Raw genomic sequence first — 18,110 nt, 5'->3', positions numbered from 1 at the left:
CCTGCGCGACCCGGAGGCAGCCATGACCGGCCCCCGCACCCTCCCCCGAAGAATCGGCCTGTTCCAGGCCACGACCATCAATATGAGCCAGATGGTCGGCATCGGACCCTTCGTCACCATCCCCCTCATGGTCGCGGCCTTCGGCGGGCCGCACGCCGTCATCGGATTCGTCGCCGGCGCGGTGCTGGCGCTGGCCGACGGCCTGATCTGGGCCGAACTCGGCGCGGCCATGCCGGGCGCGGGCGGCACCTATGTGTATCTGCGCGAGGCGTTCCAGTACCGCACGGGGAGGCTCATGCCGTTCCTGTTCGTCTGGACCGCAATCCTTTTCATTCCGCTGATCATGTCGACCGGCGTGCAGGGACTGGTGCAGTACCTGACCTATCTGTGGCCGTCCATGACCACCGGGCAGGGTGACATCGCCGGGCTCGCGGTGGTGGCGCTGGTCGTGGTGCTGCTGTGGCGGCGGGTGGATTCCATCGGCCGCATCACCGTGGTGATGTGGGCGGTCATGATCGTGTCGGTGGCCGCGGTGATCCTGGCGGCGTTCACCCACTTTCATCCGGGTATGGCGTTCACCTGGCCCGACCATGCCATCGATTTCGGTCGCGGCGGCTTCTGGCTGGGCTTCGCTTCCGGGCTCACCATCGGCATCTACGACTACCTGGGCTACAACACCAGCGCATATATCGGTGCGGAGCTGAAGAGTCCGGGGCGGGTCCTCCCCCGCTCGATCATCTTCGCGGTGCTCGCGGTCATGGTCATCTATCTCGGCATGCAGATCGGTGTGCTCGGGGTCATCGACTGGCACGACATGCTCGACCCGAACAACGTTGCCTCACAATCGGTTGCGTCGGCGGTGCTGGAGAAGACCTTCGGAAAGGGTGCCGCCGATGTGGTGACCGTACTGATTCTCGTCACCGCCTTCGCCTCGGTCTTCGCCGGATTGCTCGGCGGCTCGCGGGTACCGTTCGACGCCGCCCGCGACGGGGTGTTCTTCCGATCCTTCGGACGGCTGCACCCCGAACACGAGTTCCCGGTGCTCGGGCTGATCGTGATGGGTGCGATCACCGCGGCCGGGTTCGTCTTCGCCCGGCATGTGGGCGCCTCGGCCACCCATCCCCCGCTGGCGGTGCTGATCTCACTGCTGACCACGGTCATGGTGATCGTGCAGGCCTTCGCGCAGATCGCGGCCGTAGTCGTCCTGCGGCGACGGCAGCCCGGGCTCGCGAGGCCCTACCGGATGCTGCTGTATCCGCTGCCGGCGGTCGTGGCGGCCATCGGCTGGGCGGTCATCTACGGGTACGCCGACAAGGCGAATCCGGGCGTGCACCCGATCGAGTGGTCACTGGCCTGGACTGCCCTGGGTATCGCGGCCTTCCTGCTCTGGTCACGGAGGGAGAAGACCTGGCCGTTCGGGCCGAAGCAGATCCGTGAGGAGTACCTCGACGCTGAGCCCGCAGCCGCCTGACCGGCCGGCCGTGGCGAGATAGACAACTCAGGTTGTTCAATTTCAATTGCACAACCTGGATTGTCTATCTAGGGTCGAGGCATGACCGATGCCCCCGCGATCCTGTCCGCGTCCTCGGCCCAGGCGGCCCGGGAACTGCGCGTGCTGGTGAGCCGCCTGCGACGGCGGTTCCTCGAGGCGTCGGACAATGTGGAGCTGACGCCCTCGCAGCTGTCGGTACTGAGCCGGTTGAAGAACGGTGATGCCACCGCCAGCGAGATCGCCGCGGCGGAGCGGGTGCGGCCGCAGGCCATCGCCACCCACCTCGCCATTCTCAGCGACCGCGGCTTCGTGCTGCGGCGGCCCGATCCCAAAGACGGCCGGCGGCAACTGGTTTCGCTGAGCCCGGCCGGGCGGGAGCTGATGGCGGGCCGCAGCCGGGCGAAGCAGGAATGGCTCACCACCGCGCTCGAGGAGAAGTACACCGAGGCCGAGCGGCAGACGTTGCTGGCGGCGCTGGAGCTGCTGGAAAGACTCGGGCCGCAATGATCTCGACGCTGCACCGGCACACCCGGGAGCGACCGCCCGAAGGGTTCGACCGGCGGCTACTGGTGCCCATGATCACCAGCTCGATCCTGAACCCGATCAATTCGTCCATCATCGCGGTCTCGCTGGTGCCGATCGGTGTCGCGTTCGGCGCGCCGGCGTCGGAGACCGCGTGGCTGGTGTCGGCGCTGTACCTGGCCACCGCCATCGGGCAGCCGGTGGTGGGGCGGCTCATCGACCTCTACGGGCCGCGGCGGCTGTATCTCGGCGGCGCCGCGCTCACCGGATTCGCCGGCCTGCTGGGCATGGTCGCGCCGAGTCTCTGGGTACTGGTGCTGGCCCGGGTGATTCTCGGATTCGGCACGTGCGCGGGCTATCCCGCATCCATGTACCTGATCCGCAGCGAGTCCGAACGCACCGGGAAGGACAGTCCCCAGGGGGTGCTCACCGCCCTGGCCGTGGCCACTCAGACCATTGCCGTCATCGGCCCGACCCTGGGCGGTCTCCTGATCCATCTCGGCGGGTGGCGGGCGACGTTCGCGGTCAATCTGCCGCTGGCACTGGTGTGCCTGGTCATCGGATGGCGGCGGATAGCGAGAACCGATGCGCCGCACGGTGGCCGGTGGTCGGATCTCGATCTGCCCGGTATCGGGCTGTTCGCGGCGATGCTGATCAGCTTCCTGATCTTCCTGATGAAACCGCAAGCGGCGCACTGGTATCTGCCGGTGCCGGCGATCGCCGCCGGGGCCGGGCTGGTGTGGCGGGAGCGGCGGGCCGAGCGGCCCTTCCTCGATGCGCGGCTGCTCGCGGGCAATGTCCCGCTGCTGGCCACCTACACCCGCACTCTGTTGACCGCCCTGGTCGGCTACTGCTTCCTGTACGGCTTCACCCAGTGGCTGGAGGAGGGCCGTGGCCTCTCCGCCGCCGGGGCGGGACTGATCCTGCTACCCATGTCGGCCACCGCGATCGGCGTGTCCGCGCTCACCGGGCGGCGTCCCGAGATTCGCGGCAAGCTGCTGGTCGGCTGCACCTGCCAGGTGGTCATGACGGTGCTGCTGCTGACCCTGCACTCCGGCACCGCCCTGTGGTGGCTGGTCGGCGCGGCCGTCATCAACGGCATCCCGCAGGGGCTCAACAATCTGGCCAACCAGAACGCCCTCTACCACCAGGCCGAGCCGGAGCGCATCGGTTCCTCGGCGGGCCTGATGCGGACCTTCTCCTATTTCGGCGCGATCGGGTCGGCGGCGGTCAGTGGCGCATTCCTCACTCCGGGTTCCGGCATCGCGGGACTGCACAATCTGGCCGGGTTCATGCTGGCTGCGGCGGCATTGTGCCTGGTCCTCGCGGTGATCGACCGCTCGCTGTGACCAGCGGCGACCAGCGCGACGGCCGGCCTTCAGCGCCGGTGGTCCTAGCTACCGGCCAGTCTTCATACACCGTAAACACGCGTGTGCAATGCTCGGAGGGTGAGCAACGACGCTGAATTCACCGAACCCGCCCGGGTGAGCTTCCGCGGGCACGGCGGTATCACCATCGCCGGGGACAGCTGGGGACCCCAGGACGGCCCGCTGGTGGTGTTCCTGCACGGCGGCGGGCAGACCCGCGGCTCGTGGAAGGATTCCGGACTCGCCCTGGCCAAGGCCGGGATGCACGCGGTCCTGCTCGACGCGCGCGGGCACGGCGACAGCGACTGGGACCCGGACGGCAACTACACGCGCGAGGCCATGGTCGAGGACCTCATGGCGGTGCTGCGCGAACTGGACCAGCCCGCCTTCATCGTCGGCGCCAGCATGGGCGGCCTGACCGGGCTCATGGCCACCACCCACCCGGAGCGTGAGCGCATCACCGGTCTCGTCCTCGTCGACGTGGTGCCGCGTCCCGAGCGCAAGGGCGTCGAGCGCGTCATCAACTTCCTGAGCAGCAACCCGGAGGGCTTCGCCAGCCTCGAGGAGGCCGCCGACGCCGTCGCCGCCTACCTCCCCCACCGCCGCCGCCCGCGCAATCCCGAAGGGCTGCAACGTAATCTGCGCCAGCGCGCCGACGGCCGCTGGTACTGGCACTGGGATCCCGCCATGATGGGCGGCCCGCGCGACGGGCGCGGCGAGGAGATCGACGTGCACACCGAGCAACTGGAGAACGCGGCGCAGCAGCTGACCATCCCGGTGCTGCTGGTACGCGGCGCGCTGTCCGACGTCGTCAGCGAGGAGGGCGTGGCCGCGTTCCGGGCCCTGGTCCCGCACGCCGACTACACCGAGATCGGCACCGCGGCGCACACCGCCGCCAGCGACGCCAATGACGAATTCACCGACGCGGTGGTCGATTTCGTGCGCGCTCAGATCGGCGATGAGGGCCGCTAGCCGCTATTCACCGGTGAACACCCGGTCGAGCAGGTGGTCGAGCAGTTCGACCGCCGTCTCCCGGGTGGTCCCGCCGGCCAGGACCGCCTGACTGATCCCGGTGACCGCGAGCACGATCAGCTCCGCGTCGAGTTCCAGTGCACGCGTGCCGGTTTCGCCCGGACGCTCCCGCCCCAGCTGCTCGGTGAAGCTGGTGATCAGATACTGCGGCGCGCCCATCATCTCCGCCGAGGTGACGGTATTGCCGGTCAGATTCGCCGCATGGAAGGCCGCGAACACCAGATTGTCCTGGTGCCGAACATCATCCAGGGGAATCAGCCCGAGCGAGACAGCCCGGATGACCTCGCGCGGAGCGGCACCGGGCCCCAGCGCTCCCAGCGCCTCCGCGAACCCTCTCCCCCAGTCCTCCACCACCGCACGATGCGTGGCGAGCATGAGATCACGCTTGGTGCCGAAGTAGTACTGGATCAGGCGCACCGAGATCCCGGCCTCCGCCGCCACGGACTGGAACGTGGCGGCATCCAGCCCACCTGCGGCGATGACCGCCCGCGCGGCCGTGGTGATCTCCCGCCGCCGCTGCTCGTGATCCACCAAACGCGGCATATGACCAGCTCTCCTATCACTCCCGGGCATCGAAGCTTTTGATGGTACGCCCATATCATTTTTATGATACGTTCGTATCATCAACGATGATGAACGGGGAGCCGCAATGGCCGGGATCGGGCAATGGAAGAGCGAGGCGGCACGGGACGCCTACATGAAGGCCTACGCGAAGGCGGGACTCGGCTATCGGGCCCGAACCCCGTGGCCGCAGCGGCTGAAAGACGAAGAGCTGCAATCGATCACCGCTCCGACCCTGCTCGTCTACGGCTCCGAGACGGTGCTGGGCAGTCCCGGGCGGTCCGCGGCGCGGGCGCGACAGCAGATGCCGCACTGCGAAGTGGAGATCTACCCGGGCGCGTCGCACGGGCTGCTGTTCCACGGCCCCGACAAGGACGCCGTGCTCGACCGGATTCTGAGCTTCGCCCGGCAGAACGAGCCAGCGAACGCGCTCGCGGCCGACTAGACGACCGACGACAACCACTGCACGAAAGCGGATTGGGAAGGCTTGATGGCCAACAAGATAGGACGTTTCACCAGCGTGAAGGCCAAGGAGAGCTATCTGCGCGCCTATGACGCGATGGCCGCGCGGTGGCCGGTGCCGTCGATGGAGCTCGATATCGAAACCTCGTTCGGGACAACGCGAGTGCGCAAATCCGGATCGGGGGACGGGACGCCGATCGTGCTGTTGCCGGGGATGCCGGGCAATGGGCTGTTCTGGGAGTCGGTGATCACGGAGCTGTCGCGGGATCGGGTGGTGTACACCGTCGATCCGCTCGGCTGGGCGGGGCGCAGCGAGCAGACCGCGCCGCTGCGCGATGAAGCCGGCATCGTCCGATGGTTGATCGAGGTGTTCGACGGATTGGGCGCGGAGCGCGTGCACCTGGGCGGGTACTCCGCCGGCTCCTGGTTGTCGCTGCTGGTCGGCGTCCACCATTCCGAGCGGGTGGCGAGCCTGACCATGCTCGAACCCGGCGGCGCCACCTTCACGAAGCCGCGCTGGAGCGTGCTGTTCAGGTTCCTCGTCGGCGGGATCGTGCCGACACGCAAGCGGCTGGCGAAGCTCACGGAGTGGCTCACGCCGGGTCTGCAGCTCAGCGAGGAGCAGTGGGCATTGACGTTGAGCGCCATCAAATTCCGCATCGCCATGCCGTGGGAGCGGCCGCTCACCGATGAGCAGCTGGCGGCCGTCACCGCGCCGCTGATGGTGCTGTTCGGCGCTACCACGGTCGCCAACGATCCGGAGGCCGGGGCGCGGCGCGTCCGCGAGCACATTCCGGGGGCTGAGGTCGAGATCTACCCGGGCGTGGGTCACGAAATGCTGTGGGCCATTCCCGAACAGGTGATTCCGCGGTTCCTCGACTTCGTGAACGAGCACGACCAGGTCCGGGCCTAGCGGTACCGGGCGCTGACGGCCAGGCCCGGGGCATGGCCGTCAGCACCTCGACCTTGTCGGGGTCCGGGGCTTTCAGTTGCGCCCGAGCGAATTCGCCAGCTTCTTGACCACCTCGGCCGCCATCACGGCCTGACCGGAAGTCGAGAAGTGGATGCGGTCCGCGCTGAGCAGGTTGGCGCGGTCGTTGACCGGGTGGTCCCACATGTCGACCACGAGGGCGTCATACTCGGCCGCCAGCCCGCGCACGATCTCGTTGACCGCGGCGACCCGCTCCGGCCAGTCTGGGAAGACCGCGACGACGTAGGCCCGGCCGAGCGTGAATGTGGTGAGCAGGGCGCCGGTCTGCTTCGCCAGGTCGTACATCTGGCGCAGTGTCCGCTCGATCTCGTCGAAGTCCGGTGTGCGCCGCGCGATGTCGTTGGCCCCACAGGGCAGATGAACCAGGTCCGGGCAGAACTCGAGCAGGCGGGCGGCCTGATTCTCGAGCGTCCGCGCAGTCGTCGCCCCGACCTCGGAGACATTGAGGTAGTCCAGGTCCGGCCGGACCGTCCGCAGGATCTCGGCCACCCGGTCCGGCCAGCCCTCGTCCCGGTAGCCCGGTGTGGGATCGCCGATTCCCGCCGAAAGGCTGTCTCCCACAACGGCATACCTCCCCCAGCGAGCCCCGGCCAGTAGTGCGACGGCATCCGCTCGGTCCAGACAGAACGGATCGGTCGCCTCGGTGAAGACGTGTTGTTCCATGCAGAAAACAATACGTCCGCCCGTATGTATAACTCAAGAGGATTAGTCCCCTACGCACCGGACGCCGGTGCAACTGGTCGGTCGGTTTCGAAATGCCCAGGCACGCAAGCCATGCAGAGTCGACGGTTCTGACATGACGAAACACCCGTGCCGAAAAGCGGCCCAGCGCAGGAGTGCACATTGTTGCTGCGCATTCGCCGATGGATCGCTATTCTGGATGGAGCCGAAGGTGAGCTTGTGAAACCATCAGCGCCCCAAAGGGATCGGAGGCGTTGACGCGCGCACGTCGTGGCCATTGTGTTCGTATGTCCAAGTTGCGGCGGGTCCGGAATCGAAGCGCAGTCACGCGGCAGATGCAGAGCTCTCACAGATTCGCGCAGTGACACACCGTGTTCGGCCCGAGCTCGATCGACACGGGTATGAGCGAAGAGGTTCCAGCCGAGACAGGAGACGAGCCATGACGATCACGCCGGAAGCCATCGCCCTCACCGGTCCAGGAAGCGGGGCTCGTATCAAATCACCGCAGACGGAGCCGGCGGACAAGGATCTGGACGCCCACCTACGCACGCTACGGCGACGCGTTCCGCATCTGATCGGATCCGCAGTGGCCTCGAGCGACGGACTGCTGCTGGCCGACGATCTTCCGGATGCCATAGAAGCCACCGGCATTGCGGCACTGACCGCGGCGCTGCTGTCGGTGTCGCTGACCTTCGCGGCCACCACCCATGGCGCCGACCTGCACGAGGTCGTCCTCGACAGCGGCGTCGGTCATGTGGTGGTCTACCGCGCCGGCCCCATCGCCTGCCTGGCCCTGCTCACCGGTGCCGACGCCACGCTGGCCCGTGTTCATCTGGAAGCCCGCCCGGTGGTCCGCGCCATCGCCGCGACCCTGGAGCCGGCCCATCACGACTGACGGCACCCGAATTCCTTCGAGGACATCACACGAAAAGGGAGACACATGTCGAATCTGGATGTGGCACTGAAGGACATGATGACCATCGACGGGGCGCTCGGCGCCGCGATCGTCGACTACAGCAGCGGGATGACGCTCGGTACCGCCGGCGGATCCCGATCCCTGGACCTGCAGCTCGGCGCGGCCGGCAATACCGAGGTGGTCCGCGCCAAGATGCGCACCATCGAGCAGCTCGGCCTCGACGAGGGTATCGAGGACATCCTGATCACCCTGACCGGTCAGTACCATCTGCTGCGCCCGCTGAGCGCGCACCCGGCGAGTCGCCTGTTCCTCTATCTCGCCCTCGACCGCATCCGCGGCAACCTGGCCCTGGCCCGTCACCAGCTCCGCAAGATCGACGAAGAACTCGACATCTGAACACCTCTATCGAACATACGTTCGGAATTATGGTAGGTTCTTCGACATGTCGACGCCTTGGCAGGGATCACTTCTGGACGGCTTCGGGGAAGTGGAGCTCGGTGCGCTGCAGGGGATACAGCGCACCCAGCTCGGCGACGGCGCCTGGGTGGATGTGCTGCCGGGCTGGTTGAGCGGCGCGGACGTACTGTTCGAACGGCTCGTGACGGAGGTGCCCTGGCGCGCGGATCGGCGGGCCATGTACGACCGGATGGTGGATGTGCCGCGGCTGCTGTGCTTCTACGAGGCGGAGCGGGAGCTACCGGATCCGGTGCTGGTCGAGGCGCGGGAGGCGTTGAGCACGCACTACTCCGCTGAACTGGGCGAGCCGTTCACCACCGCGGGCCTGTGCTACTACCGCGACGGAAACGACAGCGTCGCCTGGCACGGGGACACCTCCGGGCGCGGGGCGACCGACGACACCATGGTGGCCATCATCTCGGTGGGTGCGGCGCGCGCCCTGCTGCTGCGCCCGCGCGGCGGCGGGGCGAGCGTGCGGTATCCCCTCGGGCACGGGGATCTCATCGTCATGGGCGGCTCCTGCCAGCGCACCTGGGAGCACGCGATACCCAAGACCAGACGGCCGGTGGGGCCACGCATCAGCATTCAATTCCGCCCGCGCGGAGTCCGGTAGGACGAGGGGTCCGGACACCGCGCCGGCCAGGCCGCCTCACCGCCTGGTAGTTCCCTGTGGCGCGGATATCCCGCGCCACAGGGGCTTTCGCTCCCGCACAGACAGTGGCGGCTCAGGCACGACGAGCGAACGCAGGTACCGGCTCGGGTAGCACACCTCGGCCGACCAGGAAGGTCGGCACGCTGCGCACCACGGGGATGCGCCGGAAAACGCGGAGAGCCATGGGCGTTTCGGTGGCGTTCGAGACGTCCAGACGACCCGCCACCGCAGGGCGGATGACGCCGGCGTGGGCCAGCCGCTGCATATTCTGGACGACGGCCGTGGGCAGGATTCGCCGACGCTGGACCCGGGCCAGGTCGGCGGTGGTGACGGTGTGCGACAACAGTTTCGGGCCGAGAATGCGCGCCGTGGCCACCGCGTCCTGCACCGCCAGGTTGATGCCGACGCCGCCGACCGGGGACATGGCGTGGGCGGCGTCGCCGATGCACAACAGGCCGTCGGTGTACCAGCGGTCGACGCGATCCAGCTTGACGTCGAGCAGTTTCACCTCGTCCCAGGTCGCGAGGGCGTCGGCGCGGTCGGCCAGCCACGGGGCCACCGCGCCCAGATCACGCATGATGACGCCGACCGGTCGACTCGTGCGCAGGTCGGCGTCGCTGCCCTTGGCGATGAGCGTGGCGCTCTGCCAGTAGTCGCCGCGGTCGAACATGACCGCCACGCGGCGGGCGCTGACCACCGGGATCAGACCGGCCGGGTCGGTGCCGTTGCGCGGGATGCGGAACCACCACGCGTCGAACGGCGTGGGCCAGTTGTGAACCCCGAGCCCGGCGGCCGCACGCAGCACCGAGGAGCGGCCGTCGCATGCCACCGTGAGGTCGGCGCGAATCTCGCCGGTCGCACCATCTTTCGTGCGATAGCGCACACCCGCGACGGCGCCGCCCTCGTACACCAGATCGACCGCCTCGGTGTTCATGCGCAACCGGAAGGTCGGCTCGACGTCGCCCGCGCGGGCCAGTAGGTCCAGCAGGTCCCACTGCGGCACCATGGCCACATATTTGTGCCTGCCCGGGATGTGCGCGAACGTCGCGAGCGGCACCATGCGGCCGCCGATGGGTATCTGTATGTCGTTCAACCGCCGCTGCGGCAGTTTCGCGAAGTCCTCGCCCAGCCCCAGGGCGTCGATGAGGTCCAGGGTGGTCGGGTGCACGGTGTCGCCGCGGAAGTCGCGCAGGAAGTCACCGTGTTTCTCCAGCACCGTGACCTGGACACCACCGCGGGCCAGCATCAGCCCCAGGAACATTCCCGCCGGTCCCCCGCCGACGATCAGACAGGTCGTACGTTCCATCGGGACCTCCCGAGCCGTTGACCACCGTCACCCTCGATGGTAGGCCGAGTGCGGCTCGGGCACAGTCACTTCGCCCCCGAGCTAGCGGTCGCGGTAGAGCACGAAGAAGTAGGGTTCGGTCAATCCGCGCTTGTCCATCACACCCAGCAGGGTGTCCTCGTCGACCCTGCGGAAGATGTCGATGATCGGCAGATCGTCGTAGATCATTGCGGCGCTGGCCTTTCCGCGGAATTCCAGATTCCGCAGGCGGGCGCGCGGAGTCCGGGTCCGCAGCATCGGCCGCAGCGCTCCGAGTGACCGGCGCACCGGTTTCAGCGTGTCGACCGGCACCTTTCCCGCCAGGAACAGAGGCACCCGCCGCGGATCCACCGGGAAGATGTCCCCGGCCGGATCGGAGAACAGCAGCGGCTGCACGCTGTCGGCGCTGTCGAATTGCTTGCCGTACCAGCCGCTTTCCACCAACATCCCGCCCCAGGGATGCCCGGTCGCCACCTCGGCCCCGCGCCACCGCCCGGTGGTGATCTCCTCGACCCGCACCGCCGGCAGACTGTCGAACAACTCCCAGGCCCGTGCGGCCGTGCCGTCCCCTGCCATCAGCGCCCGCAGCCGCAGCGCGCCATCCGTGGCCGACTCGGCGGCAACCATCATGATCTCCTCGATGAGAGCAATCGACATAATTTCTCTCACTGTATCCGGCGGCCCTTGCTCACACCACACCTAGGCTGGCGTCATGTCGACCCCGCCGCCCGCCCACGTCGCCGCCGCCAACCGTCTCACCGCCCGCTGGTGCGCCGCCGCGGGGACCGGCGACTTCGCGCTGTCGGGCTGCGGCGTCTGGCCGCTGCTCGCCCTGCTGGCCTCCGCCGCCGACGAGCCCGGACGCAGCGAACTCGCCACGGCCACCGGCATTTCCGCCGCCGACGGCCATGATCGGGCACTGGACCTGCTGCGCACACTGGCCGAGGCCGACTCGGTCTCGGCGGCACTCGGCCTCTGGGTCCGGCGGGACCTGCCGCTGCGCCCGGAGTGGTCGCAACGACTGCCGGCGGGAACCGTGGAGACCCTCACCGATCAGGCCGCGCTCGACACCTGGGCGAACGACCACACCGACGGCCTGATCGAGAAGTTCCCGCTCCCGATCGACGCCGCGACGGTCCTGGTGCTCGCCACCGCACTGGTCGCCCGCACGCGATGGGAGGACCCCTTCCACCGGACCACCATGGAGGTCACCGACGGACCGTGGCGCGGGCACAGCGGTCCCGCTCTGCGCCGGTTCTCGTCGCGCCCACAGCACGCGAGCGTACTCGGCGCCGGTACGGCGGTGACCCGCGTAATCGTCTACGGCACAGAAGATCTCGACGTACACCTGCTGCTGGGCGAGGGCACGCCGGGCACGGTTCTGACGACCGGCCTCGACGCACTGGAGGGCACCATCCCGATCCGGACGGACCTGCCCGCGGGCACCGAAGCACCCGGACTGAGAGTGCAGGCCGTGCCCGATCGCGGACAGGGCGACAGCCTGGAAACCCTGTTGCCGCCCTTCGAGATTCGCAGCCTGCACAACCTGATCGACCAGCCGGCACTGTTCGGCCTGACCGCGGTGACCGACAGTGCGCGCGGCCATTTCCCGGCGATGTCGGCGCGCCCGCTCTACGTCGACCAGGCCGCGCAGGACGTGTTCGCGCGCTTCACCGAGACCGGGTTCGATGCCGCCGCGGTCACCGCGCTGTCGATGATCCTGGGCAGCGCCCGGTTCGCGAGACCCGCGCACACCGTGCTGCACACCACCGTGACGTTCGACCGCCCGTTCGGATTCCTGGCCGTGCACCGGCCCACCGGACTGGCCGTGGTCGCCGGATGGGTCGCGCACCCCGGTCGCTGACGACGAGGCCCGCCCGCCAGGCTTTTTGTCGAAACTACAAAAAGTTGCCCCGAATCGCTGGTGCCCATCGTTTTAGTCATCTAGCCTAAAACCATGACGACAGCACGAGAGACCGCCGAGAACATTCGGGCGGCCCGGCGGCCCGAGGATCTGTTCGGTACTGCCGCAACGGATTCCGCGGCCCGGCAGGACGCCCGGCGGCGCTACCACCGGCTGGCGGGGATCGTGCATCCCGATCGGGTGGAGGCCGTCGACGCCGGCATCGCGGGGGCCGCGTTCGCACGGCTGGCCGAGCTGTACCGGCAGTGGCTGGACCTGGACGAGCCCGCCTTCGAGGTGACCGGCGCACACGGGACGTACCCGGTGGGTGCGCTGCACGCATCGGGCTCGGTCGCGGACGTGTACCGCAGCGGCTCGGACCGGGTCGTGAAGATCCCGCGCCGGGCGGCGGCCAACCGATTGCTGTCCGGGGAACGAAATGCCCTGCGCGACATCGCGATCGTGGCCGCGGAACACGAATGGCCGGCGCCGTACTTCCCGGAGCTGGTCGATACGGTCGACCATCTGGACTCCGCGACCGGCGAGCAGCGCACGGTGAACGTGCTCGGCGCGCTCACCGCGGAGTTCGTGACGCTCGAGGAGGTCCGGGCCGCCTACCCCGATGGCCTGGATCCGCGCGACTACGCCTGGATGCATCGCCGGCTGCTGCGCTGCCTGGCCGGCGCACAGCTGGCGGGGTGGGTGCACACCGCCATCAGCCCGGCCAATGTGCTGGTGCATCCGCGCCTGCACGGAATCGTGCTGGCGGGCTGGTCTTTCGCGACCCGGCCCGGGAATCCGGCGGCGGCCACCCTGAAGTCGCTCGACTACCCGCCGGAGATCCGGGACGCGGTCTCCCCCGCCACCGATGTCCACCTCGCGCATCGCCTGATGCTCACCATGCTCGGCGACCGCGCACCCGCGGCCCTGCGGTCCTACGCCACGGGGTGCCTGCAATCCGATCCACGACTGCGGCCCGACGCCGCGGACCTGCTCGGGGAATTCGACGATCTGCTCGACCGGCTCTACGGGAAGCGCCGCTTCCGGCCCTTCGAGCTCACGAAAGGTAAGTGATAGCAATGGGTTACGGACGCTGGGACGACAGTGCCTACGACGCGGCGCGGACCTTCCGCGCGGCGAAGGGGCTCGACGACTTCGGCTACACCGCGGATATGCGGTCGGTGCCGTGGGATCAGTGGAAGGCGCACCCCACCCTGGACCCGTTCGGGGTGGACAAGCGGGAGTCGCGGGACTCCGACGACCACGGCAACTCGCTGCCCATCGCGGTGCTGTTCGACGTCACCGGATCCATGGGCAGGGTGCCCCGCATCATGCAGGAGAAGCTGGCCAAACTGCACGGGCTGTTGCAGCGCAAGGGTTATGCGGAGGATCCGCAGATCCTGTTCGGGGCCATCGGCGACGCCGACAGCGACCGGGTGCCTCTGCAGGTCGGGCAGTTCGAATCCGACAACCGGATGGACGAGCAGCTGCGGCTCATCCTGCTGGAGGGCGGCGGCGGCGGGCAGAAGTCCGAAAGTTACGAGCTGGCAGCGTATTTCATCGCCCGGCACACCGCCACCGACGCGTGGGACAAGCGCGGCCGCAAGGGCTACCTGTTCATCGTCGGCGACGAGCTGAACAAGAAGCGGCTGGCCGCTCGCCACCTTCGCACGGTCATCGGCGACGACGTCGACCACGACATCTCGGTCGAGTCGATCTACCGCGAGCTGGCCGACCGCTGGCACGTGCACTACATCCTGCCCAATCAGTCCAGCTACTACCGGGATCCGGAGATCGCCGAGCACTGGCAGGGGCTGCTGGGTGAGCGGTTCCTGCGGCTCGACGATCCGGCCGCGGTGTGCGAGCTCATCGCCCTGACCATCGGCATCGCCGAGGACCGCATCGATCTCGGGGCGGGGCTGGCCGATCTGCGCGATATCGGATCGACCAGCGAGGCCGACGCGGTGGGCAAGGCCCTCGCACCGCTGGGCGGCGCCCGGCGCGGACGCAGCGTCGGGGCGCTGCCGGCCGCCACCGGGACCGACGACGTGGATCTCTGACCGGATCCGATAGACGAAGGGACACAACATGTTCGGCGACAGTCACCTGATCGTGGTGGACCTGGGCTTCGGCGATGCCGGCAAGGGCGCCACCGTGGACTGGCTGTGCTCACCGCAGGCCGGGCTCGACGTGGCCGCGGTGGTGCGGTTCAACGGCGGGGCGCAGGCCGCCCACAATGTGATCGCCGACGGCCGCCACCACACCTTCCACCAGTTCGGGTCCGGCACCCTGTCGCGGGTGCCGACCCTGCTGTCGCGGCACATGCTGGTGGAACCGCTGGCCCTGGCCGCCGAGGCGCGCGAACTCGCCGCGCTCGGCGTCGCCGATCCGCTGTCCCTGCTCTACGTGGACGAGCGGGCCCTGCTCACCACGCCGATCCACGGAGCCGCCAACCGTTGCCGGGAGGATACGAGGGGTACCGCCCGGTACGGTTCGTGCGGCATCGGCATCGGCGAGACGGCGAGCTACGCGCTCGGCCACGACGCACCCCGGGTCGCCGATTGCCGGCGGCCGGAGGTGTTGCGGCGCAAACTGATCGCGCTCGAAGAGCACTACGGACCGCTGCTCGCGGGCGGACGGCACCGCTACGACCCGATCGACGATCTGGTCGCGGCGTACGCCGCGTTCGCCCGGGCCGTGGCCATTCTGCCGGGCGAGCAGCTCGCCGCGTTCGCGCGTCAGGGCCGGCTCGTGTTCGAAGGCGCGCAGGGGGTGCTGCTGGACGAGTGGCGCGGCACCCACCCGTACACCACCTGGTCGACCGTCGAACCCCGGCACGCGCGCGCCATGCTGGCGCGCCTCGGCGCGCCCGGCTACGCGCTCGGCGTGACCCGCGCGTACATGACCAGGCACGGGGCCGGGCCCTTCCCCACCGAGGACCCGGCACTCGCGATTGCGGAGCCGCACAATGGAACCGGCGAATACCAGGGCGCGTTCCGGCGCGGGCACCTCGATCCGCTGCTGCTCCGCTACGCCGTCGAAGTCTGCGGCGGGATCGACGGCGTGGTCGTCAACCACCTCGACGCCCTCGGCGACATCCGCACCGCCACCGGCTATCTCACCCCCGACGGCTGCGTCGACCGGCTGGCGTGCGGAACTTGGCAGGACCTCGGCCACCAGCGGCGGCTCACCGATCTCCTCGCCGCCGCCACCCCGGCCCTGGCCGACCTGCCCGCCGACGTGCCCGGCTACCTGGAGGCCGAACTCGGCGCGCCCGTGGTGCTCACCGCATGCGGACCGGACCGAGCCGATCGCACGCTCCGGATCCCGGCTCAGGCATGATTGTCCATTTGTGGAGCAACAATCCGCAGTGTCCATCGATGTGATCACCCTGCGCTACGGACCCGACGACCCCACCGCCGCCCTCGGCATCGCGCCCCGGCGGTGGGAGCCCTTCGCCGGTGAACTCGCGCTGCCGGGCGTACTGCTCGGCCTCGGCGAACGCCTGGCCGAGGCCGCCCACCGCGCGGTCCACACCAAACTCGGGGTACCGGCCGACGCCATCCTCGCCGTCGGGCAGGTCGCCACCTTCGATGAGCCGCACCGCGATCCACGCGGGCCGACGCTGTCCATCGCCATGTGGGCCGTGGTCGGCCCGCACGGGACCGGCAGCGCGACCTGGGTCCCGTTCGACGCCGTCCCGCATCTGGCCTTCGACCACAACCAGATCGTCGCCGCCGCCCGCGCCCGGCTGGCCGAGATGCTCTGGAAAGACCTGACATTCACCCGCGCCCTGACCGGCGACCAGTTCACCGCCACCAGAGCCGTCGACCTCACCACCGCCCTGCACGGCGCGAAACCCGACCCCGGCAACCTCAACCGGACCCTGGCCGCCATCCCCGGGCTCTCCCGCACCGGCGAACGGGTTCGTGTGAAGGCCACCGGCCGCCCCGCCGCCGTCTGGTCCTTCACCTAGCCGACCGGACCCGGCCCGGACGCCTCGGCCTGCGGCAGCACCGCTCGGCTCGCGAACCGGGCCGCACCCCACCGAAATTCGCGGCGGGCACAACGGCCCAGCGCACTACGGCCGGTCAGGGAATCAGCACCAGGCGGCCGCGCAGGCCGCCTGCGGCGAGCCGGTGGTGGGCGTCGGCGACCCGGTCGAGGGGCAGGGTGCCGGCGACGCGCGGGGTCAGGCGGCCCGCGTCCACCAGGGCGGCCAGCTCGGCCAGACGGGGCCCGTCGGCGCGAATCCAGGTGTTGGCGACCCGGATTCCGCGCAGACCCGCCGGTTCCGCGCCACCCACCACGGCCGCGAACGCACCCCCGGAGCGGACCGCGTCGAGAGCCTCGGCGCCCAGGGACGCGGCGTCCACCGCACCGTCGGCGCCGCCCGGGACCAGGGCGCGCACCGCCTCGCCCAAGCGTGCCCCGCGCGGGACGAAGAATTCTGCGCCGAGTTTGCGGACCAGGTCCTCGTCCCGCGCGGCGGCGGTCGCCACCACCCGAAGGCCCTGGGCCACAGCCAGTTCCACCGCGAAGCCGCCGACCGCACCGGCGGCGCCGGTGATCAGCACGGTCTGCCCGGCGGTGAGTGCGAGCGCGTCCAGGGACTGCACGGCGGTCAGGGCATTCAGGGGTATCGTCGCCGCCTCGACCGCGGAAGCACGGCGCGGGGCGAGCGCGACGGCCACGGCGTCCAGGACGACGAAATCCGCCTGCGCGCCCAGCGGCACGTCCAGGCGGTCCGACAACCCGTACACCTGGTCACCGAGCGCGAAATCCTCGACGCCGGAACCGATCTCGTCGATCGTGCCGTCCACGTCCCAGCCGAGGCCGATCACGTCGCGCGGCACCATCAGACCCGCCTGTGCCAGACCACCCGAGCGGGTGTGCAGATCCACCGGATTCACCCCGGCGGCGGTCACGCGAATCCGCACCTGCCCGGGACCCGGCGACGGCACCGGAACGTCGGCCTGCTCCAGCACCTCGGGGCCTCCGAACGAACGAATCACCACGGCACGCATGCGAAATCTCCTCTGCTGAACGGTTTTCCCACCCAGAGGCAAACGTACGGAGTGTTACTCTCCGTCGGGAAGTACGCACCTCGGAGTGCGTACCGTACGCGAGGGAGAGCCATGGCGACCAAGACCGCGGCCCAGCGGCGCACCGAAGCCCGCCGCGCCTACGACGCCTACGTCCAGGAATGCCCCACCCGGCACCTGCTCGATCGCATCAGCGACAAATGGGTGAGCCTGCTGCTCACCGCGCTCGCCGGCGGACCCCGCCGCTACAGCGACCTGTCCCGCATCGTCGCGGGCGTCAGCCAGAAGATGCTCACCCAGACCCTGCGCACCATGGAACGCGACGGGCTGGTCAGCCGCGCGGTCACCGCCTCGGTGCCGGTCCGGGTCGACTACGAGCTCACCGAACTCGGACGCAGCCTGCTCCCGGTCATGCAGGCGATCAAGAGCTGGGCCGAGACCCGCATCGAGGACGTCCTCGCCGCCCGCGAACGCTACGACAGCAACCCGAACTGACCTGGACCGTCACCACTCAGGCAAATCCGTCACCCCGACAGGCAGATCCCTCGCAGCTCCGGCATATCCGTCGCGACCCGGGCATATCCGTCGCGACCCGGGCATTTCCGTCGCAACTCGGGCAGATCGGTTGCGGCTCAGGTACATCCACTTCGACTAGGGCGAATTCGCTGCGGCTCTGGCGGATTCGTTGCGACTCCCCAATCAGGCA

General features: G+C 69.2%; 20 protein-coding genes. 15 read left to right on the top strand and 5 right to left on the bottom strand.

Annotation, left to right across the window (positions count from 1 at the left end; genetic code table 11):
- Positions 1–22: 22 nt before the first annotated feature.
- From ACWEQQ_RS38470 to ACWEQQ_RS38455, 4 genes are all read left to right on the top strand, one after another.
- Positions 23–1,471 (top strand): APC family permease, encoded by a 1,449-nt coding sequence (locus ACWEQQ_RS38470; protein ID WP_452351636.1) that lies wholly within the window; start codon positions 23–25, stop codon positions 1,469–1,471.
- An 81-nt stretch (positions 1,472–1,552) separates the two neighbouring features.
- Positions 1,553–1,999 carry a MarR family winged helix-turn-helix transcriptional regulator gene (locus ACWEQQ_RS38465; RefSeq protein ID WP_452340031.1) on the top strand — a complete coding sequence of 149 codons (447 nt, stop codon included), beginning with the start codon at positions 1,553–1,555 and terminating at the stop codon, positions 1,997–1,999.
- The gene (locus tag ACWEQQ_RS38460) at positions 1,996–3,363 is read left to right on the top strand and encodes an MFS transporter (protein WP_452351635.1); all 1,368 of its coding nucleotides are present in this window, start codon (positions 1,996–1,998) and stop codon (positions 3,361–3,363) included. The genes ACWEQQ_RS38465 and ACWEQQ_RS38460 overlap by 4 nt, the downstream gene beginning before the upstream one ends.
- Before the next feature lie 99 nt (positions 3,364–3,462).
- Positions 3,463–4,353: an alpha/beta fold hydrolase gene (locus ACWEQQ_RS38455; RefSeq protein WP_452351634.1), complete on the top strand. Its 891-nt coding sequence runs from the start codon at positions 3,463–3,465 to the stop codon at positions 4,351–4,353.
- A gap of 3 nt (positions 4,354–4,356) precedes the next feature.
- Here ACWEQQ_RS38455 and ACWEQQ_RS38450 read toward each other — a convergent pair whose 3' ends face one another.
- A complete protein-coding gene (locus ACWEQQ_RS38450; RefSeq protein WP_452340034.1) occupies positions 4,357–4,956 on the bottom strand; it encodes a TetR/AcrR family transcriptional regulator in 600 nt (199 codons plus the stop codon).
- A gap of 106 nt (positions 4,957–5,062) precedes the next feature.
- On the opposite strand from ACWEQQ_RS38450, the gene ACWEQQ_RS38445 reads away from it, so the two are divergent.
- A complete protein-coding gene (locus tag ACWEQQ_RS38445; protein WP_452351633.1) occupies positions 5,063–5,419 on the top strand; it encodes a hypothetical protein in 357 nt (118 codons plus the stop codon).
- Between the two features lie 45 nt (positions 5,420–5,464).
- Positions 5,465–6,349, top strand: coding sequence for an alpha/beta fold hydrolase (locus tag ACWEQQ_RS38440; protein ID WP_452351632.1), 885 nt, complete (start codon positions 5,465–5,467; stop codon positions 6,347–6,349).
- 72 nt (positions 6,350–6,421) lie between these two features.
- Here the strand turns inward: ACWEQQ_RS38440 and ACWEQQ_RS38435 are convergent, their stop codons facing one another.
- Complete coding sequence (locus tag ACWEQQ_RS38435; protein ID WP_452351631.1) at positions 6,422–7,090, bottom strand: SGNH/GDSL hydrolase family protein; 669 nt, start codon at positions 7,088–7,090, stop codon at positions 6,422–6,424.
- 457 nt (positions 7,091–7,547) lie between these two features.
- On the opposite strand from ACWEQQ_RS38435, the gene ACWEQQ_RS38430 reads away from it, so the two are divergent.
- The 3 genes from ACWEQQ_RS38430 to ACWEQQ_RS38420 are packed head-to-tail and all read left to right on the top strand — an operon-like array spanning position 7,548 to position 9,093.
- Positions 7,548–8,003 carry a roadblock/LC7 domain-containing protein gene (locus ACWEQQ_RS38430; protein ID WP_452351630.1) on the top strand — a complete coding sequence of 152 codons (456 nt, stop codon included), beginning with the start codon at positions 7,548–7,550 and terminating at the stop codon, positions 8,001–8,003.
- 45 nt (positions 8,004–8,048) lie between these two features.
- Positions 8,049–8,420 carry a hypothetical protein gene (locus ACWEQQ_RS38425; RefSeq protein WP_354837374.1) on the top strand — a complete coding sequence of 124 codons (372 nt, stop codon included), beginning with the start codon at positions 8,049–8,051 and terminating at the stop codon, positions 8,418–8,420.
- A gap of 46 nt (positions 8,421–8,466) precedes the next feature.
- Positions 8,467–9,093 (top strand): alpha-ketoglutarate-dependent dioxygenase AlkB, encoded by a 627-nt coding sequence (locus ACWEQQ_RS38420; protein ID WP_452351629.1) that lies wholly within the window; start codon positions 8,467–8,469, stop codon positions 9,091–9,093.
- Between the two features lie 112 nt (positions 9,094–9,205).
- On the opposite strand, the gene ACWEQQ_RS38415 is transcribed toward ACWEQQ_RS38420, so the two are convergent.
- Positions 9,206–10,438, bottom strand: a complete 1,233-nt coding sequence (locus ACWEQQ_RS38415; protein WP_452351628.1) for an FAD-dependent oxidoreductase — start codon at positions 10,436–10,438, stop codon at positions 9,206–9,208.
- A gap of 81 nt (positions 10,439–10,519) precedes the next feature.
- Entirely contained in the window at positions 10,520–11,032 is a 513-nt protein-coding gene (locus tag ACWEQQ_RS38410) for a DUF4334 domain-containing protein (protein ID WP_452351654.1), read from the bottom strand.
- 136 nt (positions 11,033–11,168) lie between these two features.
- Between ACWEQQ_RS38410 and ACWEQQ_RS38405 the strand changes: the two genes are divergently transcribed.
- From ACWEQQ_RS38405 to ACWEQQ_RS38385, 5 genes are all read left to right on the top strand, one after another.
- A complete protein-coding gene (locus ACWEQQ_RS38405; protein ID WP_452351627.1) occupies positions 11,169–12,320 on the top strand; it encodes a serpin family protein in 1,152 nt (383 codons plus the stop codon).
- 93 nt (positions 12,321–12,413) lie between these two features.
- Positions 12,414–13,433, top strand: a complete 1,020-nt coding sequence (locus ACWEQQ_RS38400) for a hypothetical protein (RefSeq protein WP_452351626.1) — start codon at positions 12,414–12,416, stop codon at positions 13,431–13,433.
- 5 nt (positions 13,434–13,438) lie between these two features.
- Positions 13,439–14,419, top strand: a complete 981-nt coding sequence (locus tag ACWEQQ_RS38395; protein ID WP_452340043.1) for a hypothetical protein — start codon at positions 13,439–13,441, stop codon at positions 14,417–14,419.
- A gap of 28 nt (positions 14,420–14,447) precedes the next feature.
- Positions 14,448–15,701, top strand: a complete 1,254-nt coding sequence (locus ACWEQQ_RS38390) for an adenylosuccinate synthetase (RefSeq protein WP_452351625.1) — start codon at positions 14,448–14,450, stop codon at positions 15,699–15,701.
- Positions 15,702–15,729: 28 nt separating this feature from the next.
- A complete protein-coding gene (locus tag ACWEQQ_RS38385; protein ID WP_452351624.1) occupies positions 15,730–16,335 on the top strand; it encodes an NUDIX domain-containing protein in 606 nt (201 codons plus the stop codon).
- Between the two features lie 115 nt (positions 16,336–16,450).
- Here ACWEQQ_RS38385 and ACWEQQ_RS38380 read toward each other — a convergent pair whose 3' ends face one another.
- Positions 16,451–17,386, bottom strand: coding sequence for an NADP-dependent oxidoreductase (locus ACWEQQ_RS38380; protein ID WP_452351623.1), 936 nt, complete (start codon positions 17,384–17,386; stop codon positions 16,451–16,453).
- A gap of 111 nt (positions 17,387–17,497) precedes the next feature.
- On the opposite strand from ACWEQQ_RS38380, the gene ACWEQQ_RS38375 reads away from it, so the two are divergent.
- Positions 17,498–17,899, top strand: a complete 402-nt coding sequence (locus ACWEQQ_RS38375; RefSeq protein WP_452340047.1) for a winged helix-turn-helix transcriptional regulator — start codon at positions 17,498–17,500, stop codon at positions 17,897–17,899.
- Positions 17,900–18,110 lie beyond the last annotated feature (211 nt).

It is taken from the genome of Nocardia sp. NPDC004123, assembly GCF_053603795.1.
Note: the sequence above shows the minus strand (reverse complement) of the source record. Positions and strands in the feature narration are given on the sequence as shown.